The sequence below is a fragment of the Plantibacter sp. RU18 genome, from assembly GCF_050613355.1.
In the GTDB taxonomy this organism is placed as follows: domain Bacteria; phylum Actinomycetota; class Actinomycetes; order Actinomycetales; family Microbacteriaceae; genus Plantibacter.
The window spans coordinates 3,459,780-3,478,260 of record NZ_CP159618.1; the positions used below are offsets into that span (position 1 = coordinate 3,459,780).

Below are 18,481 nucleotides of genomic sequence, written 5' to 3' on the forward strand. Positions count from 1 at the left end.
CATGACCGCCAAGAAGACGATCGGCATCGCCGCGACCGCGGTCGCCGCAGTCGCCGCGACCGCTGTGATCGCCTCGATGGCCACGGGGTTCCCCGCGAACCTCACCGCAGGCCCCGGCGACCCCTCGGTCGGATCCTCGGACACGGACGGCGCGACCCGCCCGTCCGCTGCCGAGCGCACCACCACCGAGGCCGCCGACGCCTTCCTCGCCGACTGGGTCGACGACGGCCGGGTCGTGCGCCGCGACCAGGGCGACGACACCGTAAGCGAGGGGCAGGCGTACGGCTTGCTCGTCGCGGCCGGTGTCGGCGACCAGCAGGCGTTCACCGAGATCTGGGACTGGACCGAAGAGAACCTGCAGCGCCCCGACGGTCTCCTCGCCTGGCGCTGGGCTGACGGCGAGGTCGTCGACGACGAACCCGCGAGCGACGGCGACCTCGATGCCGCCCGCGCGCTCGTCATCGCCGGCACCCGCTTCGACGAGCCACGCTTCACGGCGGCCGGCGTCACCTTGGCCGGTGTCATCGCAGACCGGATGACCGCCAAGACCGCTGTCGGCCGCATCCTGCTGCCAGGCGTCTGGGCCGCCGCGACCGAACCATACGCGTACAACCCGTCCTACGCCTCCCCCGTCGCGTTCTCGGTGCTCGGCGCCGCCACCGGCGATCCGCGATGGGCGGAACTGCAGGCCGGATCGGCTGCGGTCACCACGGCGTTGCTCGATGAGAGCCCGCTCCCGCCCGACTGGGCGCAGGTGCACGCCGACGGCAGTGTCGACGCGATGCCGGGGGCTGCCGGAACCGGCCAGAGCGTCCGCTACGGCTACGACGCCGCCCGACTGCCGCTCCGCTATGCCGAGTCCTGCGACGCCACGGACGTCGCTCTGGCAGCGCGCCTGGTCAGTACGCTGGCACGCTCGACCGAACTCCGCGCTGAGTCGGACCTCGGCGGCTCGCCGCTCACGTCCGACGAGCACCCGCTCGCGCTGCAGGCTCGAGCGGCCGCGCGCGCAGCGGTCGGCAACCTGCCGGAGTCGGCCGACGATCTCCGCGCAGCCGATGAACTCGCGCAGGAGGTGCCGACCTACTTCGGCGCTGCGTGGGCGGCTCTCGCGCCGCTGATGCTGACGACGAACGACCTCGACGGTTGCGCGCCCCTCGCCGAGGGAGCGACCTCGTGATCCGCGGCCGCCGCACACTCGGAACACTCGCCGCTGCCGGCGCCCTCATCGCCACACTCGCGCTCTCTGGATGCGCCACGGTGCACTCGGGGCAGACGCCGTCATCGCCGAACGCCGCCGACGGCCCCCTCTCGTCCGCGGAGGCGACGGACCGCGGGGCAGCCGGAGCGAAACAGGACCCTGCTGCTCAGGCTCCGGCCGCCGATGTCAGCGCCCTGAGCGTCAGCCGCGTCCAGATCCCGTCGATCGGGGTCGACGCGGCGGTCGAACCACTCGAACGGGACGACTCGGGTGTCCTGCTGCCTCCGGCCGAGTGGGAGGACGCCGGGTGGTACCGCGCCGGCGTCATGCCCGGGCAGGTCGGGCCGGCCGTCATCGCCGGTCATCTCGACACGACGCTCCGCGAAGCCGTGTTCGTGCACCTCAAGCAGCTCGTCGCGGGCGACCAGATCACGGTCACGCTGTCCGACGGGTCGAGCTCGACGTTCGCTGTCGACAACGCCATCGACGTCGAGAAGAAGACCTTCCCGACCCAGCAGGTGTACGGCCCCACACCGGACGCCCAACTCCGGTTGATCACCTGCAACGGCCCGTTCGACGACGCTGCGGACACCTATGCGAACAACTACATCGTCTTCGCGTCGCTCGTCAGCACGACCCCGTAACCACCGCCCCACTCCCGGAGCCCGCTCCGCTCCCCGAGCCCGCTCCGCTCCCCGAGCCTGTCGAGGGGCCGCTCCGCTCCGAACCACATCGACCGACCCGAAAGGTACCCTCGTGAACCGCTCACTCGTCGTCATCCCGACCTACAACGAACTCGACAACCTGCAAGCGATCGTGGACCGCACGCTGGCGAACCCCGGTGTCGACATCCTCATCGTCGACGACTCCTCCCCCGACGGTACCGGTGTCCTCGCCGACCGACTCGCCGATCGGCACCGCGAGGTCAACGTGTTCCACCGCGCCGTGAAGGACGGACTTGGTGGGGCCTACCTCGCCGGCTTCGCGTGGGCACTCGCTCGCCACTACGACGTCATCGTGGAGATGGATGCAGACGGGTCCCACCACCCGGAGGACCTGCCACGGCTCATCGGCCTGCTCGACGAGCACGACCTCGCCCTCGGGTCCCGCTGGGTTCCCGGTGGTGTCGTCGAGAACTGGCCGGCACACCGCCTCGCACTCAGCCGCGGCGGCAACCTGTACACGCGCGTCGCACTCGGCATCGCGGTCTCCAATGCGACCGGCGGTTTCCGCGCGTTCCGAGCGGACGCCCTGCGGCGCATCGACCTCGAGGACGTCGCCTCCCAGGGCTACTGCTTCCAGGTGGACCTGCTGTGGCGCGCACTGCAGCGGGGCCTCCGGGTCGTCGAGACGCCGATCGTCTTCACGGAGCGGGTGTCCGGTGAATCGAAGATGAGCGGCAACATCGTCTCCGAGTCGCTCAAGAAGGTCACCATGTGGGGCATCCGTCGCCGACTGCAGGAGGCCCGCGCGCTGCTGCACGGTCACCCGCTCCCCTCGGTCCGTGTGCTCTCCACTCGGTGACGATCGTGTCGGGGTGGGTGTGACCCGAACGCCTGCATGCCGTGCCGCCGAGGGGTTCGCGGCGAGACGGGGGTTCCCCTCCACTCAGGAGGCGTAGCGTGAGCACATGACGACTCCAACGCGCACCCCCCAGCATCCCATCGGTTCCGGCTTCGGCCACTCGAGTACCGCCGCGGAGGTGCTCGCGGGCATCGATCTGAACGGCAGACTCGCGGTCGTCACGGGCGGCTACTCCGGCATCGGCCGAGAGGCGGTCCGGGCGCTGAGCGATGCCGGAGCCACGGTCATCGTCCCGGCCCGCCGCCCCGAGACCGCCCGTGAGGAGTTGGGCGACATCGCGGGCGTCGAGGTCGACGAGCTCGATCTCGCGGACCTCGCGAGTGTCGAAGCGTTCGCCGACCGGTTCCTCGCCTCCGGCCGCCGGATCGACCTCATCATCACCAACGCCGGCGTCATGGCTGCACCGGAGACCCGCGTCGGGCCTGGTTGGGAGTTGCAGTTCGCGACGAACCACCTCGGGCACTTCGCCCTCGTGAACCGACTGTGGCCCGCGATCGTGAAGGGCGGCTCCTCCCGCGTGGTCGCCCTCTCCTCCAGTGGGCACAAGCGCTCCGGCATCCGCTTCGACGATGTGCAGTTCGAGCATGGCTATGACAAGTGGGAGGCCTACGGGCAAGCGAAGACTGCGAACGCCCTGTTCGCGGTTCAGCTCGACGCCCTCGGACGCGACCAGGGCGTCCGAGCGTTCTCCGTCCACCCCGGCGGCATCCTCACCCCGCTGCAGCGGCACCTTCCGCTCGAGGAGATGATGGCACTCGGCTGGGTCGACGCCGACGGCAAGCTGCTCGTCTCCGGGTTTAAGTCGACAGAGCAGGGCGCGGCGACCGAGGTCTGGGCGGCGACGTCTCCCGCGCTCGAGGGGCTCGGCGGGGTGTTCTGCGAGGACTGCGACATCGCCGGCCCCGCGTCCGAGGCCGTGTCACCTGCCTCGGGAGTCGCCGACCACGCGACCGATCCGGAGCAGGCCGCGCGCCTCTGGGCGCTCTCCGCAGAGCTCACCGGCGTCGATGCCTTCGCCTCGCGCGACTGAACCGCCCGGCAACACCACCCCTTGCATCGAGCGCTCCCCCGCACCTAGCGTGAGAGCGGATCAGCGCGACGATGCGCGAACGCAGAGGCCGCCCGCGGCGGTCCTCGGAAGGAGCACGACATGAGCGACCAGAACGCCGACATCAACAACCCTGGGCCGCACGACGAGCCGGCGGATGACGCCGGAGCGGAGGCCGTGGCCACGACGACGAACCCCGGACCGCACTCTGGCGGCGACGACCCGGCAGCGAGCGGCGAGGCCGACATCACCAACCCGGGTTCCGAGGCTGAGCGGGACGCCGCAGCCGAGCGCGAGGCCGAACGGATCGCGAACATCACCAACCCAGGCCCCCACGACTGATCCATTCTCCCCAACTCAGGAGACGGCCGGCGTGTCGCGCTCGTTGCTCGTGGGACAGCGGCGACACGCCGAGCCGCTCCTGAGAGAGGTCGAACGATCGATCGATCGAATGAACGGACGGACGAACGGGTTGGGGGTGACGCGTCAGTGCTCGGCCTTCGGCGGGCGCAGACGCGTCTCCTCGATGTCGAGCATCGTCTGCGCCTCGGCGAGGATCCGCGAGGGGTAGGCGCCCCTGGCACGGGCGTCGAGGAGGCGCTCACGCTCAGCCTGCACCACCGCGAGCCGCAGCTGCCGGTACAGCCGATGCGGGGTCTCCGCATGGGTCTCGCTCGGCGAGACCGACTCGCGCGACCGCTCCCAAGCGGCCTCCGCGCGAAGGTACGTCGACTGTCTGACCCGCTCGAGCAGGTCAGGGTCGATCTCCTCCTCGATGCCCACCGCCGACGCCGGGTCGTCGAGCACCACGATCCCGGCGTAGCTGATCTCGTCGAGCAGGGTGGCGAGCTGCCGCCGATCCTCGGACTCGTCGATCCCCTCGACCTTCAGCAGCCGGATGAGCCACGGCAAGGTACCGCCCTGCACGACCAGGGTGACGACGGCGACGGTGAATGCGATCAGCACGAGCTGCTCACGGTACGGGGTGGCCTGCGGCAGCGATTGCGCAGCGGCGAGCGTGACCACTCCACGCATACCCGACCAGCTCAGGATGACTCCGCCACGCCAGTCGATCTGCTCCTGCCGGAGCTGTTCGAGGTCCGTCCGTTGCCGCTCGTAGGCGCGTTCGGTGCGCCGCCGTCGCTTGTGCCACCAGCGACTCTCGCGGGGGAACCGTTCCGAGTACCCCATCGAGAGCCAGCGTTGGAGGGTCTGCCGCTCCGCCACCCGTTCGCGCGCGCGCAGACCGAGCACGAGCGGACCGACCCAGAGAAAGCGCAGCAGGATGAGCGCGACGGTTGCGACGAGGCCGATGCCGATCGACGCCTCGACCGAGAGGATCTCAGCGTCGACCGCACCGATGAGCGTCCGGATCTCGAGACCGATGAGCAGGAACACCGCATTCTCCAGCAGGAACTGGATGGTGCGCCAGTTGATGCGGTCGCTGATGCGTGCCTGAGCTGAGAAGGAGACCGAGCTCGCGTGGCCGGTGTAGAGGCCGGCGATGACGACCGCGAGCACTCCGGAGCCTCCGAGCGCCTCCGTGGGCATGAACGCCACGAACGGCACGGCGATGGAGATGGCGGTGTCGAGCACGGAGTCGTTCAGTTTCGATCGCAGCCACACCGTGACGTAGCCGGCGACGAAACCGATGACGATGGCGAGCACCACCGCATACAGGAAGTCGCCGATCGTCGCCCACGGGGTGAGGAGCCCACCGGCTGCCGCCGCGCTGGCCGATCGCAGGAGCACGAGCGCCGTCGCGTCGTTGACGAGCCCCTCGCCCTCGAGCACCGTCAGCAGCCGCGGGGGCAGCCCCAGGCGTCGGCCGATCGAGGTGGCGGCGACCGCGTCCGGCGGACTGATGATCGCGCCGAGGGCGATCGCCGCAGCGAGGTTGAGGTCGGGCAGCAGGGAGTAGAGGAGGAACCCGGCGCCGAACGCGGTGACGATGACGAGCACGACCGACAGGCTGGTGATCGTGGCGAGGTTCCGTCGGAAGTCCATGATGGGCACGCTGATCGCCGCCGCGTAGAGGATCGGCGGGAGCACCACGTCGAGCACGAGCTCCGGTTCGACCTCGATCTCCGGCACACCCGGCAGATACGAGAGTCCGACGCCGACGATGACGAGGATGATCGGCGCCGCGACGCCGAGCTTGCGGGAGAAGGCCGCGACAGCCACGATGACGGCAATGCCGACGACCGCATACACCCCGAGCTCCATACCCCCGAGGGTATCGGCTGGCCCTCGTTCAGCGCGCCCCGCTGCTGTCGGGATGACGCCGGAAGATCATTCGAGCAGGCCGCGGATGTCGTCGGCGGTGAGCGCCTGACTGAAGACGGCGTCGTCGTCGAGCACAGCGGCGAAGAGCTCCGACTTCTTCGCCTGCAACGCCATCACCTTCTCCTCGATGGTGTCTGCTGCCACGAGCCGGTAGACCATCACGTTCTGCGTCTGCCCGATCCGGTGTGTCCGGTCGATCGCCTGCGCTTCGGCCGCCGGGTTCCACCAGGGGTCGAGGAGGAAGACGTAGTCGGCCTCGGTGAGGTTCAGTCCGAAGCCACCGGCTTTCAGACTGATCAGGAACACGGGCGCGTCCCCGGTGCGGAAACTGTCGATGACCTCGCTGCGGCGTCTGGTCGAGCCGTCGAGGTACTCGTAGGCGATGCCCTCCTCCTCCAGGCGACGCGCGGCCGTGCCGAGGAAGCTCGTGAACTGGCTGAAGATGAGCGCGCGATGTCCTTCGGCCACGACGTCGTCGAGCTGCTCGAGGAGCGCGTCGAGCTTGCTGGACGGGATCCCGGCGTGCTCCTCTGCATCGATCAGGCTCGCGTCGAGACTCAGCATGCGCAGCAGCGTCAGCGACCGGAAGACGATGAACCGGTTGCGGTCGAGGTCGTCGACGAGGCCGAGTAGCTTCTGTCGTTCACGCTGCAGCACGAGGTCGTACAGCTTGCGGTGCGCCGGCGCGAGTTCGATGCGGAGGACCTGCTCCTGCTTCGGCGGCAGCTCCGGCGCGACCATCTCCTTGGTCCGCCGCATGAGGAGCGGCCGGATGCGCTTCCGGAGGGTCTGCAGTCTGCTCGAGTCGAGTCCCTTGCCGATCGGCTTCACGTAGTGCTCCGTGAAGCGGGGCGCGGAAGCGAACAAGCCGGGCGCCACGATCGACAACAGCGACCACAGTTCCATGAGGGTGTTCTCGATCGGGGTTCCGGTGATCGCGAGCTTGAACGGCGCCCGGAGGTCGACCGCGCACTCGTGCAGTTTCGCGCGGTGGTTCTTCACGAACTGCGCTTCGTCGAGGATGAGACCTGCCCACTCGGTCGACTGGTAAGCTGGCGCATCGAGGCGGAACAGGGCATAGCTCGTGACGACGACATCAGCGCCGGCGGCGAGCGCTGCGATGGAGGAGCTGCCCTTCGCCTCGGTCGTCGCGATACTGCGGACGACCAGCCCGGGGGTGAAGCGGGCGGCTTCCGCGACCCAGTTGGACACCACCGAGGTGGGCGCCACGACCAGGAACGGCGGCGCGCCGGGTCCCGTCGTCTGCCGCGCATGCGCGATGAGCGCGAGCGTCTGCAGTGTCTTGCCGAGACCCATGTCGTCGGCGAGGATACCGCCGAGACCCTGCTGCCAGAGGAACGCGAGCCAGCGGAAGCCCTCGAGCTGGTACGGCCGGAGTGCGGCGTCGAGACCATCGGGGAGGGGTGTGTCGGGGACCTCGTCGATCGCGTTCAGGCCGGCAGCGGCCGCACGCCAGGACACGGCCTGCTCGGTCTCGTCCGCGAGGTCCTCGAAGTCCTCCCACAGGCTCGCCTGGTAGCGGCTGATGCTCGGCTTCGTCTCCCACTCCTTCAGCGTTGCCGCCTCGGTGAGGAGCTCGCGCAGGCGGTCGAACGCCGGGTGGTCGAGCGACAGGTAGGTGTGGTCCACCATCAGCAGTTTCGTGCGGCCCTTCGAGAGCGCCTTGAACAGCGGTTCGAACGGGATGCTGTACTCACCGATGTGGATGACGATGCCGAGGTCGAACCAGTCGCGTTGCTCCGTCTCGACGGTGGTGACGGAGATGTGCGGGGTCCCGGTGAGCTCGCGGTACTCGGGGCGGTCTCCGTGGATCTCGACCAGGACGTCGTCGAGGCCTTCGAGGACCGGGATCGTCCGTTCGGTGATGAGCGCGGCGTCGAAACCGGCCAGCTGTTGCGGCCTCGGCGGCCAGATGCCCGGCGTCGTGAGCTCGTCGAGTGATCCCGCGGAGATCGCGCGGCGTTCCGGTTCGGCTGCTGCGGCGATCGCGGCGCCGACACGGTCGAGGATCGCGCGCTCGGTGCGTTCGTCGCGGAGGATGTCCGCCGTGGCGGCTCCGGCGAGCGCGGTGGGGGCGGGTGCGCCGTGCGGAACCGTTTGGGCGAGCGGTCTCCCGGCAGCGAGCGCGGGCGGCTCTCCGACGATGGGGACGCGCTGATCAGGGGCGTACTGCCACGCCCACGAGAGACGCAGGACCTGCTTGGGCTCGAACGACGCGGCGAGGACGAGGACGGGTGGCACGATCTCCGGGAGCGCGATCGCGCCGTCGTCGGAGCTGAGCGCGATGGTGCGGCGGAGGCGGGGCACGTAGTGCTGGAGGAACTCCGGCACCTCGGCCGCCGGCACGACGACCGGCTCCCCTGGTCCGAGGAGGCCCCGGGCTTCGTCCGAGAGCGGTTCGGCGAGCGGGGCGAGCATGATCGCCTGGTGGGGCTCGAGTGCATAGTGGTACAGACCGTGGTCGCCTATGGTGCCACTCGTGGTCGCGTCGACATCGCTTCCGGCTATCGAGACGACCGGCCGGAGCACGAGACCGTGGTCGTCGTGCGCCGCGTCGAGGCGGACGGCGCCCGCACCGCCGACGACGACAGTGCCCTTGCGGGTGCCCACGAGTTCGATCCCGAGGTGCGCCGCCTCCTCCAGCAGATGCCAGAGCACCGGACTGCCGAAGTCGTCGAGCACGAGCCAGTCGGTGTCGCCGACCCCTGCATACCCACCGGCCGGTGGGCGCGTCGCACGGAGGAGTGCTTGGAACTGTGTGAACCACTGCTGATGCGCGGGGTCGAGCGACAGGCGGTGGGCCTGGTGGGTGAAGGAGGTCCAGGAGATGGTCGACTTGACGAAGCCCCCGGTCGGCTTCCGGATGACGGGGCGGACGGCGATCCGGCGAGGGTGTGCGGACTCGGGCGGGCCGTCCGCCGTGCGTGACGTTGGTCCGCGCCAGCGCTCAGCCGTTCGGGGGATGCTCTCGCGGACCTCGAACTGCAGGCCCATCGCGGTCGGCGGGGTGTTGCGCCCACCGTCGCCGGCGAGCGAGTCGAGGCGTCTCCGCCAGCTCGGTGGTTCGGGTGGGGTGGGTGGACTCGGAGCCCAGCGAGCGGATCGACGCTCCGCCTCAGAACGCCACGCGGCCGGCAGCGCATCGAGCGCGGCTGGACTGCCGAACTCGTCGGACGCGTACATGGGCGGCTGCGTCCACGACTCGTCGAGCTCCGGATCGTCGCTCAGCGCGGACCAGCGCCCGGCCGGTGCGGGCGGAGCCGACTCGCGCGGCGCCGGCGCCACCCATCGCTCGGCGCGCCCCTCCGAGCGAAGGCGATCGGCGTTGCTCCGCAGCAAGGTGGCCGCGACGTGCTTGCAGTCCCCGCGGACGGGACAGGAGCAGGCGCTGCCCTCGATGCGGGCGAACCCGGTGGCATCGTCGCCGAGGTCGATGATGCATGCGTAGGGGACGTCCGTCGAACCCTCGACGATGCCGTGCACGCGTCGTTTGTCGTCGTGCCAGTCCGCCGCGGTGACCCTGCCGTCGCGCGCATAGTTGCGCCCGCGATCGAACGCGACCCGCCCGACGAGGCGGATGATGTCGGCCACGTCGACGAGCGGGGCGTGTTCGACGGTCATGGCCCAATCGTCTCACGCAGCTCGGACACGGTTCCCCGCCGTTTCCGTGCTGTGGAGCGCGCTCCCCGTCGCACACCCCGTGGAGGACGCTCAGCACCAGACGCCCGCGTACGGCTCGTAGAATGAAGCAATGACCTCCCTCCCCCACGACGAGCCGACGAACCACGCTCCCGGCGACGACGCGGGCATCGACCCCACCGACCTCGAGGTCACGCTCCGCGTCCTGCAGAGCATGGCCGTCATGGACGAGGAGCACCCCGACTACCTGCAGGTGCGGCGAGCGACCGCGAAGATGTTCAAGGCGGTCAAGAAGGAGCGTCGACTCGATCGTCGCGCCCGCATCGCCGATGCCGACCGCGCGGTCATCGCCGCCACCGCGACCGGCGCCCCCGACCGCATCGACGATGAGACCCGCGGGATCCCGCTCGCCACGACCACGTCGTCCCCCACCGCCGGCGAGCTCCTCGTCCCGCGCAACTGCTACATCTGCAAGCAGCCGTACACCACGGTCGACGCGTTCTACCACCAGCTGTGCCCGAACTGTGCAGCGATGAGTCATGCGAAGCGCGAAGCCCGCACCGACCTCACCGGAAAACGGGCACTGCTCACCGGAGGTCGCGCGAAGATCGGCATGTACATCGCGCTGCGTCTCCTACGCGACGGCGCCCACACCACGATCACGACGCGCTTCCCACGCGATGCCGTCCGTCGTTTCAGTGCCCTGCCGGACAGTGGCGACTGGCTGCACCGCCTGCGCGTCGTCGGAATCGACCTCCGCGACCCCGCCCAGGTCATCGCCCTGGCCGACTCCGTCGCCGAGCAGGGGCCACTCGACATCCTCATCAACAATGCGGCCCAGACGGTCCGCCGCACGAAGGGCGCGTACCAGCCGCTCGTCGACGCCGAGCTCGCTCCCCTACCGGACGGACCGCTGCCCGAACTCGTCACCTTCGGCCACACCAACGACGCCCACCCGCTGTCGCTCGCGGCATCGGTGTCGGCGCACCCGATCCTCGCTGCGGCCGCCGCGAAAGCCGACGCCCTCACCGAGGCCGCGATGACCGCAGGGTCGTCCTCGCTCGAACGACTCGCGGCGGGTACCGCGATCGACGCCGGCGGACTCGTCCCAGACGTCGATCACAGCAACAGCTGGGTGCAGAACGTCGACCAGGTCGAGCCCATCGAGATGCTGGAGGTGCAGCTCGCCAACGCGACCGCACCGTTCATCCTCATCAGCCGACTGCGCGCGTCGATGTCGGCGTCGGAGTTCGACCGCACCTACGTCGTCAACGTCTCCGCGATGGAGGGCGTCTTCGGTCGCGGCTACAAGGGACCAGGCCACCCGCACACGAACATGGCCAAGGCGGCTCTCAACATGTTGACCCGCACGAGTGCGCGCGAGATGTTCGAGACCGACGGCATCCTCATGACGAGCGTCGACACCGGCTGGATCACCGACGAGCGCCCGCACCCCACGAAGGTCCGACTGGCAGAGGAGGGCTTCCATGCCCCACTCGACCTCGTCGACGGCGCAGCCCGCGTCTACGACCCCATCGTGCGCGGCGAGGCGGGCGAGAACCTGTTCGGCGTCTTCCTGAAGGACTACCGCCCGAGCTCCTGGTGAGCAGATGATCGGCCCTCCCGCTGTCGCCTTCCTGCGCCAGGTCCCCGTCGGGGCCCGTGTGGTCGTCAGGTACGCGCTGCCCGCCGGCTCCGAAGCCGGCGCGAGCGATGCACTTGGCGAGCTCTCCGATCGTTCGGACGACTCCTGCACGATCTCCACGGAGCGCGGAGCGGTGACGGTCGCCTTCCGAGAGGTGATCGCCGCGAAGACGGTGCCTCCCGCCCCGGCGCCACGTCACCGTCGGCCGTCGCCCTAGGCTGGGCTGATGAGCAGCGAAGCCGCCCACCGAGTCGAGGTCACCCTCCGTCGCCCCTGGTACGGCGCCCTGCAGCGCCCGACGGTCGTGTTCGACGGCCGAGGGCAACCGGCGCAGTGGGGTACGGGCAGCTGGCAGGTGTCCGGCTCCCAGGTGGTGTTCGAAGTGTTCCTCTTCAACCGCGTGTGGCGCTTCGGGACGGCGCGGACGACGCTCACGGAGGGCGTCGAGACCTCGCTCGTCTACCGCGCGCCCTGGCTCCCGTTCCGGCCCGGTCGGATCACAACGGCCTGAGAGCGGGCTTCGAGAGGGGTCGGTGGCCGGCCGTAGGCTGAGCGAGCACCCCCGAGCACCGCATGACAGGAGCACCCCGCATGGCCAAGCGCGCCGGAACGACCGCCCCACGACTCGATGCAGTGCGTCTGCTGGGCCTGAGCGACGGTGAGGAGACGGCTCTTGAAGCGCACGAGGGTCTCGAGGGCCTGCGGTTCTCCGACCTCGACCTCTCGCACCGCGACCTGTCCGGCATCACCGTCTCGGAGTCGTCGTTCACGGAGATCACGGCCCACCAGACCGACTTCCGCGCGGCGTCCTTCCTCGACACCCGTCTCGAGCGGGTCAACGCGCCGATCTTCCTGGCGCCGCGCTCCCGCTTCCGCGACGTCGAGATCGATGGATCGCGCATCGGTTCCGCCGACTGCTACGACGCGAACTGGCAATCCGTGCACATCTCGAACTCGAAGCTCGGGTTCGTGAACCTGCGCGGCGCGGTGCTCCAGGACGTCCTGTTCACGAACTGCTCGATCGACGAATTGGACCTCGCCGACGCCAGCGCGACGCGGGTCTCGTTCGTCGATTGCACGCTCAACAGTCTCGACGTCACCCGCGCAAAGCTCATCGACGTCGATCTGCGCACCCTCGAGCTCCGTCGCATCGCGGGGCTCGAACACCTTCGTGGCGCCACGATGACGTCCTTCCAGGTCGCCGAACTCGCAGCGATGTTCGCCGAGCAGTTCGGCATCCGAGTCGAAGACTAGCCGTCCGACTGCCAGCGCGGTGCGCTGGTCCCACCGCACCCCACTGGCGCCAGCGCGCCCCTCCAGAGCCCTGTGAAGTCTCAGGACATCGTGGACACTTCTGTCTCAGGACTTCGTGGACAGTGTGTCTCAGGAGTTCGTGGACACTTCCGCGGTTCGGTGGAGCATGTCGATACCGAAGCGTCCATCTCCGAAGGTTCGTTTGCTCGTGGCATCGTGGCCTGATGATGCGGGCCGGGGTGCGGTCTCGGCGTTCTGCGAGGAGCATGGTGTTTCGCGGTCTTGGTTCTACAAGATCCGCGCCCGGGCTGCGGCAGATGGTGTGTTCGAGGTCGTCGCTCCGACATCCACGAGGCCTCGGTCGAGTCCGGCTCGGACGAGCGACGAGATCGTCGATCTCGCCATCAGTGTTCGGGCGCGATTGCGTGCAGAGGGGTGGGATTTCGGCCCGTTGAGTGTGATCGCGAGGTTGCGGCGGATGGGCTTCCAGGAGTTGCCCTCACGGGCCACCTTGGCGCGGATCTTCGTTCGTGCGGGCGTGGTCGAGGCGGAGCCTCGGAAGCGGCCCCGGAGCGCGTTTCGTCGGTTCGTCTATCCAGCCCCGAACTGTTTGTGGCAAATCGATGCAACCGAGTGGACGCTTACTGACGGTTCGCTCTGCACGATCTTCCAGATCATCGACGATCATTCCCGTCTCGCGCTCGCGTCGTTGGTCGCCCGGGCAGAGACCGGAGAGGCTGCATTGCGTGTCGTGACCCAGGCGATCAACCATCACGGAGCACCACAGAAGTTCCTGTCAGACAATGGTGTCGCGTTCAATCCCACGCGTCGGGGGCATTCCAACCAGCTCATCGATTACCTCGCCTCGCTCGGCGTCGAGACGATCACGGGGAAGCCCTACAAACCCACCACGCAAGGCAAGAACGAACGCTTCCACCGCACACTGCACCGCTTCCTCAACGCCAAACCGCCAGCCGCGACGATCGAGGAACTGCAAACCCTCGTGAACGTCTTCGACGTGTCCTACAACACGCTCCGCGAACACCAATCGCTCACCGACCGGCAAACCCCGAAAGAGGCCTGGGATCGCACCCCGGCTGCCCCGTCACCGACCCCGCAACCCACCGCGATCGAGATCCACGCCGCCCGCAACGCCCTCACAGCCCTACCACCCGGCGAAGCTGAATGTGTTGTCACGTCAGGCGGCAGAACCTACCTCCTCGGTCGCACGTTCCGCCCCGGGACAGCATTCATCGGTCACACCGTCCACGCGATCTGGGACGCTCAGCAGATCACGTTCTACGACCACCACGGCACCATGATCCGCACCCAACCCATGCCATCACGCAACGAAGGCCGCCCCGCCCACGGCCGAACACGAACGACCAAGAACAGCGTTGTGTCCACGAAGTCCTGAGACATCACACCCCTCCAGAGCCCCGCGCCCGCGCCAATACCCCGCGCTCGGTCCAGCGCACCGCGCTGGGACGGGGCGGACGATCAGCGCGGGAGACGGACTCCGATGCGCTCCAGGTGCGCGTTCGAGAAGGTGCCGGCCGGGTCGAGTTGCTCGAAGAGGTCGCGGGCGTCGGCGAGACGCGGGCTCACCTCGGCGATGCGCTCCGCGGTCAGCAGGTTGAGCTTGCCCCAGTGCGGACGGGCGTCGAACGGCGCGAGTACCTCCTCGATCGCCGGCAGGATGGCACGGACCTCCTCCGGCAGGTTCCGCCAGGTGAAGTGCACGGCGAGCATCTCGCGGTGATACGCCCCGCTGAGCCAGAGCTTGTCGGCGGCCGCCGTACGGAGTTCGGTCACGAGGAGCAACGGTGCGATGCGATCGCCGATCGCCCTGAGCGCTGCGATCGCCGCCGGCCCGTCCGCGCGGTCGATGAAGTACTCGGTCTGGATCTCGTCGCCGTTGCTGGGAGTCGACTCCAGCCGGAAGTGCGGGAGTCGCTCCCACCAGTCGCCCGGGACCCCGCCCTGCAGCGTGAGGTTGTTCGGGTCGGTCTCGACCAGGTTGCCGGCCGTCAGCGGGTCGCGTTCGGCGCCGAGCCACGAGGCCGGGACGAGGGGCAGGGCGTCGTCCCCGGGAGCAAGACGGGTCTTCCACCAGACCTGCTCGATCGTGTCGCCGAGCCAGTTGGTGAAGATGCTCACGCTGTAGGCGGCACCGGTCGACGCTTCGAAGTCGGCGAGCACCGCGTCCCACGGCACGTCGCGGTAGACGTCCTGGCGTACCCGGTAGGCGGGCTGGACGTCGAGCGTCACGCGCACGACGATGCCGTACGCACCGAGGCCCACGACGAGCCCGTCGAATCCGGGGTCGCCCCGGCGCACGCGCACCAGCTCCCCCTGCGCGTCGACGTACTCGAGGCCGCTCACCGCCGTCGACAACACACCGTTGCCGTTCCCGGACCCGTGCGTGCCCGTGGCGATCGCACCGCCGACGGAGATGTGCGGCAGCGATCCCATGTTGTGGAGCGCGAGCCCGCGCTCGGCGAGCCAGGCGGCTGCGATGCCGTAGCGGGTGCCTGCACCGATCGTCATGGTGCCTGCCGCCTCGTCGAGTACGGGGTCGGCCGGGATGTCGATCACCGTGACGAGGGTGCCGTCGGAGTCGGCGAGGTCGGTGAACGAATGCCTCGTCCCGAGCGCACGCACCCGGGTCCCGGCGCGGGCTGCGTCGCCCACGAGACGTCGGACCTCGTCGACCGACGTGGCGTTCACGATGCGTGGCGCGGCGAAGGTGTGCGTGCCGGCCCAGTTGCGTTCAAGCGTCATGTCGACAGCTTGCCAGAGCCGCGGACGCCGTCGTCGGAACCCGACCGAACCGGAAAACTTTCTCAGGCGCCGGTGGCGGTGTGCTTGTTCTGCAGCAGGATGCCGGTCGCCACCAACGCCACACCGGCCAGGAACTGCGCGACGATCCAGGGTATTCCGCTGAACGGCAGCGGCAGGACCGGGTTCCAGACGATGGCCACGAGGATGGTGGGGATCATCCACAGGGGCTGCTTCGCCTGCCACGCGAACACCGCCATGATGAGCGCCAGGATGCTGACGACGAAGCGCACGATCGTGAAGGCGTCGAGTTCGATCAGCGCGAGGCCGAGCATGAGCGCGACCGCACCGAGGATCCCGGGGATGAGCGCCGGACGGAGCGCGAAGGGTGCTGGTGCGGGGGTCGGACTGGGCATCCCACGAGTTTACGTGCCGCGGCCGGGGCGTCGCCGCGCCCCTCATGGGCGCTCGTGGGGCACAATCGGACCATGGGCGTACTCATCTACGGCACGAACAGTCACTACGACTTCGACGACCGCACGCTCGCGCACCTCAGAGCCGCAGTCGGCAACAAACTGCGCCGGCAGGAGTCGTTCTACCTGGAGTGGACGAAGGAGCCGGCGGATGGTGGCGGACGGGTGAGCCTCTGGATCGCGAGTTCCGTCCCGTTGCAGTTCCAGTTCGCCCAGGCGGAGCCGCGGATCAACCATGACTGGGTGAACGCGCTGCTCGACACCTCGTACACGCCTGGCGGCATGATCCTGGTGCCGGAGCCGGCCGCGTCGGGTACCGCTCAGGCTGAGCGGAAGTAGTCGGACGCCGCCTTCGTGTAGAGCAGTATCAGACCGATGACGGCGAGCAGTGCACTGATGATCTGCGTGGCCACGTTCCCGGTGGCGATCATCGCGTAGATCGCGCTGGCGATCGACAACACGAGGACGAGTGTGGTCAGCACCCGTGCGGTGCTGGAGCCACGGAGCAGGCCGACGCCGACGATGATCGTCACGATCCCGAGGACGAGTGAGATCAGCCCGATGAAGTTGAAGCCGGACATCGTGCCGTTCGGTGTGTTCGCGCCGACCATCAGGAGGAACCCGCCGAATGCGCTCAGGAACCCTTGGATCCACACGATCACTGCGACGAGTGTGACGCCTCCGGGTCGTTTCGCCATGGTGCCCGCCCTCTCCTCGGGCGTGCGATCCCACCGCTGCCGGATCGCGATGACCCGACTGTAGCGGTGCAGCGCATATCTGCGCCAGGTCCTTCGCGCGGCCGATTTCTTGTTGCGGCTCTCAGGCCGGTTCGACGAGTGCCGCGAGCTGCTCAGTGACGATGCCCCACCCGGCGTGGAAGCCCAGTTCGAGGTGCAGGTCCCGTTGTGCCAGGTCGCTGTGCAGCGCGGTCGCCCGGTACCGCGTCCCATCTGGATGATCGTCGAACTCGATGATCGCGGAGATGAACGGCTGCTCGGCCGGACGCCATCCCGCAACGAGCGCTGTGGTCCACACGAGCCGCTGCTCGGGGAGGACTTCGAGCACGCATCCGGTGATCTGAGGTCCGAACCCGCCGCCGTCCTCACTGAACTCGGTGCGGAACGAGCCACCGGGCCACAGCTCCAGTTCGAGGACGCGACACTCGGCGGGCGCTGGCACCCACCATCGTGCGAGCTGGACCGGGTCGGTCCACGCGGCCCACACGGCTGATCTCGGTGCTCGGATGATGCGCTCGACGAGCAGATCGCGGGCGTCGGTGGGGGTTGGCTGTTCGTCGATCGCAGACATGGCGCGGCTCTCTCAGTCGGTGATGCGAGTGAAGCGGGGGCCGTCGTAACCATCGCGGGAGACCGGCTCGACGAACATGGCGAGGGGGCGGACCCACGAGGTCGGCGGCGTGGTGGACGTCCGGTAGAAGACGTAGGGCTCTTCGGTCTCGCTGTGGCGGCCGACGCCGATCACCTCGTATCTGGCGCCCTTGAAGTGGCGATACCAGCCGGGTTCGACGCCGGACGTCCAGTCGTCGTCGGCGCCGGTCGTGTGCGGCTGCTCACTCATGTCGCGAGTCTAGCCAGTCCACGCGATCACCACTTGTGCAACTTCAAAGTTGCAGGTTACGATCTCTCATGCAACCGCAGGGTTGCCATTCATCGACGAGAGGAACATCATGGAGCACATGACGAGTAACCAGGAAGCCACCATCGACGAGGACGCGTTCACTGTCCGACGGACCATCCGTATCAGCGCACCCATCGAACGGGTCTGGGCCACCGTGACGGAGCCGGCGCTCATCTCGCAGTGGTTCGGCCAGGCCGAGTTGCGAGGCTCCGGCGTCGGCGCGGAAGGCACCCTGTCGTGGCCCGACCACGGATCGATCCCCTTCCGTATCGAGGCGATGGACGCCCCGCGCCTCGTCGCCTATCGCTGGTGCGGAGACGACGCACTCGATGTCGTCCCGGACACGGTCGATGACGCGCATTCGACGGTCTTCACCTTCACCCTCGAGTCCGTCGACGGCGGCACGCAGCTGCAGGTCGTCGAAACGGGCTTCGAGACGACGAGCGATCCGTCGGCGAACCTCACCAGCCATCAGGAGGGCTGGAACTCGGAGCTCGACGAGCTTGTACATCTGCTGGAGGGCAGCGCATGACCACTGCGACACTGATCCCCGTGTTCGCCGCCCTGGGTGACGAGACCCGCTGGAGCATCCTGGAGGCGCTCGGCGAGGGCGACGCCTCGGCATCCGCTCTCGCCGAGCGCCTCCCGGTCACCCGTCAGGCCATCGCGAAGCACCTCGCGGTCCTGCAGGCCGTCGGCCTCGTCGAGCCGTTGCGGGTAGGCCGCGAGGTCCGTTTCCGGGTCGTCGGCGCCCAGCTGAACGACACCGCCAAGCGCCTCGACGCGATCGGCGCCGGATGGGACCGTCGCCTGGCTGCGATCAAACACATCGCGGAGAGCCCGTAGAGGGCAACGGAGACACCGGAACGCGGGTGCACGCGCCGAGGACCACTCGACACGCACACCCGCGT

Annotated in this window: 20 protein-coding genes; 13 read left to right on the top strand and 7 right to left on the bottom strand. The window is 68.8% G+C overall.

The annotated features are described in order from the left end of the window. Position 1: 1 nt before the first annotated feature. The 5 genes from ABMA10_RS16625 to ABMA10_RS16645 all read left to right on the top strand — a co-directional run bounded on the left by ABMA10_RS16625 (position 2) and on the right by ABMA10_RS16645 (position 4,175). Entirely contained in the window at positions 2–1,180 is a 1,179-nt protein-coding gene (locus ABMA10_RS16625) for a glycosyl hydrolase family 8 (RefSeq protein WP_347867950.1), read from the top strand. Then, positions 1,177–1,845: a class F sortase gene (locus ABMA10_RS16630; protein ID WP_347867951.1), complete on the top strand. Its 669-nt coding sequence runs from the start codon at positions 1,177–1,179 to the stop codon at positions 1,843–1,845. Before ABMA10_RS16625 ends, ABMA10_RS16630 begins: the two co-directional genes overlap by 4 nt. A gap of 112 nt (positions 1,846–1,957) precedes the next feature. Further along, on the top strand, positions 1,958–2,725 hold the full coding sequence (locus tag ABMA10_RS16635; protein WP_347867952.1) for a polyprenol monophosphomannose synthase: 768 nt from the start codon (positions 1,958–1,960) through the stop codon (positions 2,723–2,725). Positions 2,726–2,831: 106 nt separating this feature from the next. Beyond that, a complete protein-coding gene (locus ABMA10_RS16640; protein ID WP_347867953.1) occupies positions 2,832–3,815 on the top strand; it encodes an SDR family NAD(P)-dependent oxidoreductase in 984 nt (327 codons plus the stop codon). A 120-nt stretch (positions 3,816–3,935) separates the two neighbouring features. Next, positions 3,936–4,175 carry a hypothetical protein gene (locus tag ABMA10_RS16645; RefSeq protein ID WP_347867954.1) on the top strand — a complete coding sequence of 80 codons (240 nt, stop codon included), beginning with the start codon at positions 3,936–3,938 and terminating at the stop codon, positions 4,173–4,175. 144 nt (positions 4,176–4,319) lie between these two features. On the opposite strand, the gene ABMA10_RS16650 is transcribed toward ABMA10_RS16645, so the two are convergent. Both ABMA10_RS16650 and ABMA10_RS16655 read right to left on the bottom strand, forming a co-directional pair. Beyond that, complete coding sequence (locus ABMA10_RS16650) at positions 4,320–6,059, bottom strand: cation:proton antiporter (protein ID WP_431030700.1); 1,740 nt, start codon at positions 6,057–6,059, stop codon at positions 4,320–4,322. 66 nt (positions 6,060–6,125) lie between these two features. Next, positions 6,126–9,761 (bottom strand): DEAD/DEAH box helicase, encoded by a 3,636-nt coding sequence (locus tag ABMA10_RS16655; RefSeq protein WP_347867956.1) that lies wholly within the window; start codon positions 9,759–9,761, stop codon positions 6,126–6,128. Between the two features lie 130 nt (positions 9,762–9,891). Between ABMA10_RS16655 and ABMA10_RS16660 the strand changes: the two genes are divergently transcribed. The 5 genes from ABMA10_RS16660 (at position 9,892) to ABMA10_RS16680 (ending at position 14,095) form a co-directional block, all read left to right on the top strand. After that, positions 9,892–11,385, top strand: coding sequence for an SDR family NAD(P)-dependent oxidoreductase (locus ABMA10_RS16660; RefSeq protein WP_347867957.1), 1,494 nt, complete (start codon positions 9,892–9,894; stop codon positions 11,383–11,385). A gap of 4 nt (positions 11,386–11,389) precedes the next feature. Beyond that, positions 11,390–11,641, top strand: a complete 252-nt coding sequence (locus ABMA10_RS16665) for a hypothetical protein (protein ID WP_347867958.1) — start codon at positions 11,390–11,392, stop codon at positions 11,639–11,641. A 9-nt stretch (positions 11,642–11,650) separates the two neighbouring features. Continuing rightward, complete coding sequence (locus ABMA10_RS16670; RefSeq protein ID WP_347867959.1) at positions 11,651–11,935, top strand: hypothetical protein; 285 nt, start codon at positions 11,651–11,653, stop codon at positions 11,933–11,935. 80 nt (positions 11,936–12,015) lie between these two features. Next, positions 12,016–12,678: a pentapeptide repeat-containing protein gene (locus ABMA10_RS16675; RefSeq protein ID WP_347867960.1), complete on the top strand. Its 663-nt coding sequence runs from the start codon at positions 12,016–12,018 to the stop codon at positions 12,676–12,678. 166 nt (positions 12,679–12,844) lie between these two features. Next, positions 12,845–14,095 (top strand): DDE-type integrase/transposase/recombinase, encoded by a 1,251-nt coding sequence (locus tag ABMA10_RS16680; RefSeq protein ID WP_431030692.1) that lies wholly within the window; start codon positions 12,845–12,847, stop codon positions 14,093–14,095. Between the two features lie 83 nt (positions 14,096–14,178). On the opposite strand, the gene ABMA10_RS16685 is transcribed toward ABMA10_RS16680, so the two are convergent. Both ABMA10_RS16685 and ABMA10_RS16690 read right to left on the bottom strand, forming a co-directional pair. After that, a complete protein-coding gene (locus ABMA10_RS16685) occupies positions 14,179–15,462 on the bottom strand; it encodes an FAD-binding protein (RefSeq protein WP_347867961.1) in 1,284 nt (427 codons plus the stop codon). 62 nt (positions 15,463–15,524) lie between these two features. Continuing rightward, positions 15,525–15,875, bottom strand: a complete 351-nt coding sequence (locus ABMA10_RS16690) for a DUF6804 family protein (RefSeq protein ID WP_347867962.1) — start codon at positions 15,873–15,875, stop codon at positions 15,525–15,527. A gap of 72 nt (positions 15,876–15,947) precedes the next feature. Between ABMA10_RS16690 and ABMA10_RS16695 the strand changes: the two genes are divergently transcribed. Continuing rightward, a complete protein-coding gene (locus ABMA10_RS16695) occupies positions 15,948–16,271 on the top strand; it encodes a hypothetical protein (RefSeq protein WP_347867963.1) in 324 nt (107 codons plus the stop codon). Here the strand turns inward: ABMA10_RS16695 and ABMA10_RS16700 are convergent. The 3 genes from ABMA10_RS16700 to ABMA10_RS16710 all read right to left on the bottom strand — a co-directional run bounded on the left by ABMA10_RS16700 (position 16,253) and on the right by ABMA10_RS16710 (position 17,510). Further along, positions 16,253–16,630, bottom strand: a complete 378-nt coding sequence (locus ABMA10_RS16700; RefSeq protein ID WP_347867964.1) for a DUF7144 family membrane protein — start codon at positions 16,628–16,630, stop codon at positions 16,253–16,255. The genes ABMA10_RS16695 and ABMA10_RS16700 overlap by 19 nt on opposite strands. A gap of 121 nt (positions 16,631–16,751) precedes the next feature. Further along, complete coding sequence (locus ABMA10_RS16705) at positions 16,752–17,240, bottom strand: SRPBCC family protein (protein WP_347867965.1); 489 nt, start codon at positions 17,238–17,240, stop codon at positions 16,752–16,754. 12 nt (positions 17,241–17,252) lie between these two features. Then, a complete protein-coding gene (locus tag ABMA10_RS16710) occupies positions 17,253–17,510 on the bottom strand; it encodes a DUF1653 domain-containing protein (protein WP_347867966.1) in 258 nt (85 codons plus the stop codon). Positions 17,511–17,628: 118 nt separating this feature from the next. On the opposite strand from ABMA10_RS16710, the gene ABMA10_RS16715 reads away from it, so the two are divergent. Further along, on the top strand, positions 17,629–18,102 hold the full coding sequence (locus ABMA10_RS16715; protein ID WP_347867967.1) for an SRPBCC domain-containing protein: 474 nt from the start codon (positions 17,629–17,631) through the stop codon (positions 18,100–18,102). Beyond that, positions 18,099–18,416, top strand: coding sequence for an ArsR/SmtB family transcription factor (locus tag ABMA10_RS16720; RefSeq protein ID WP_347867968.1), 318 nt, complete (start codon positions 18,099–18,101; stop codon positions 18,414–18,416). The genes ABMA10_RS16715 and ABMA10_RS16720 overlap by 4 nt, the downstream gene beginning before the upstream one ends. Positions 18,417–18,481: the final 65 nt, after the last annotated feature.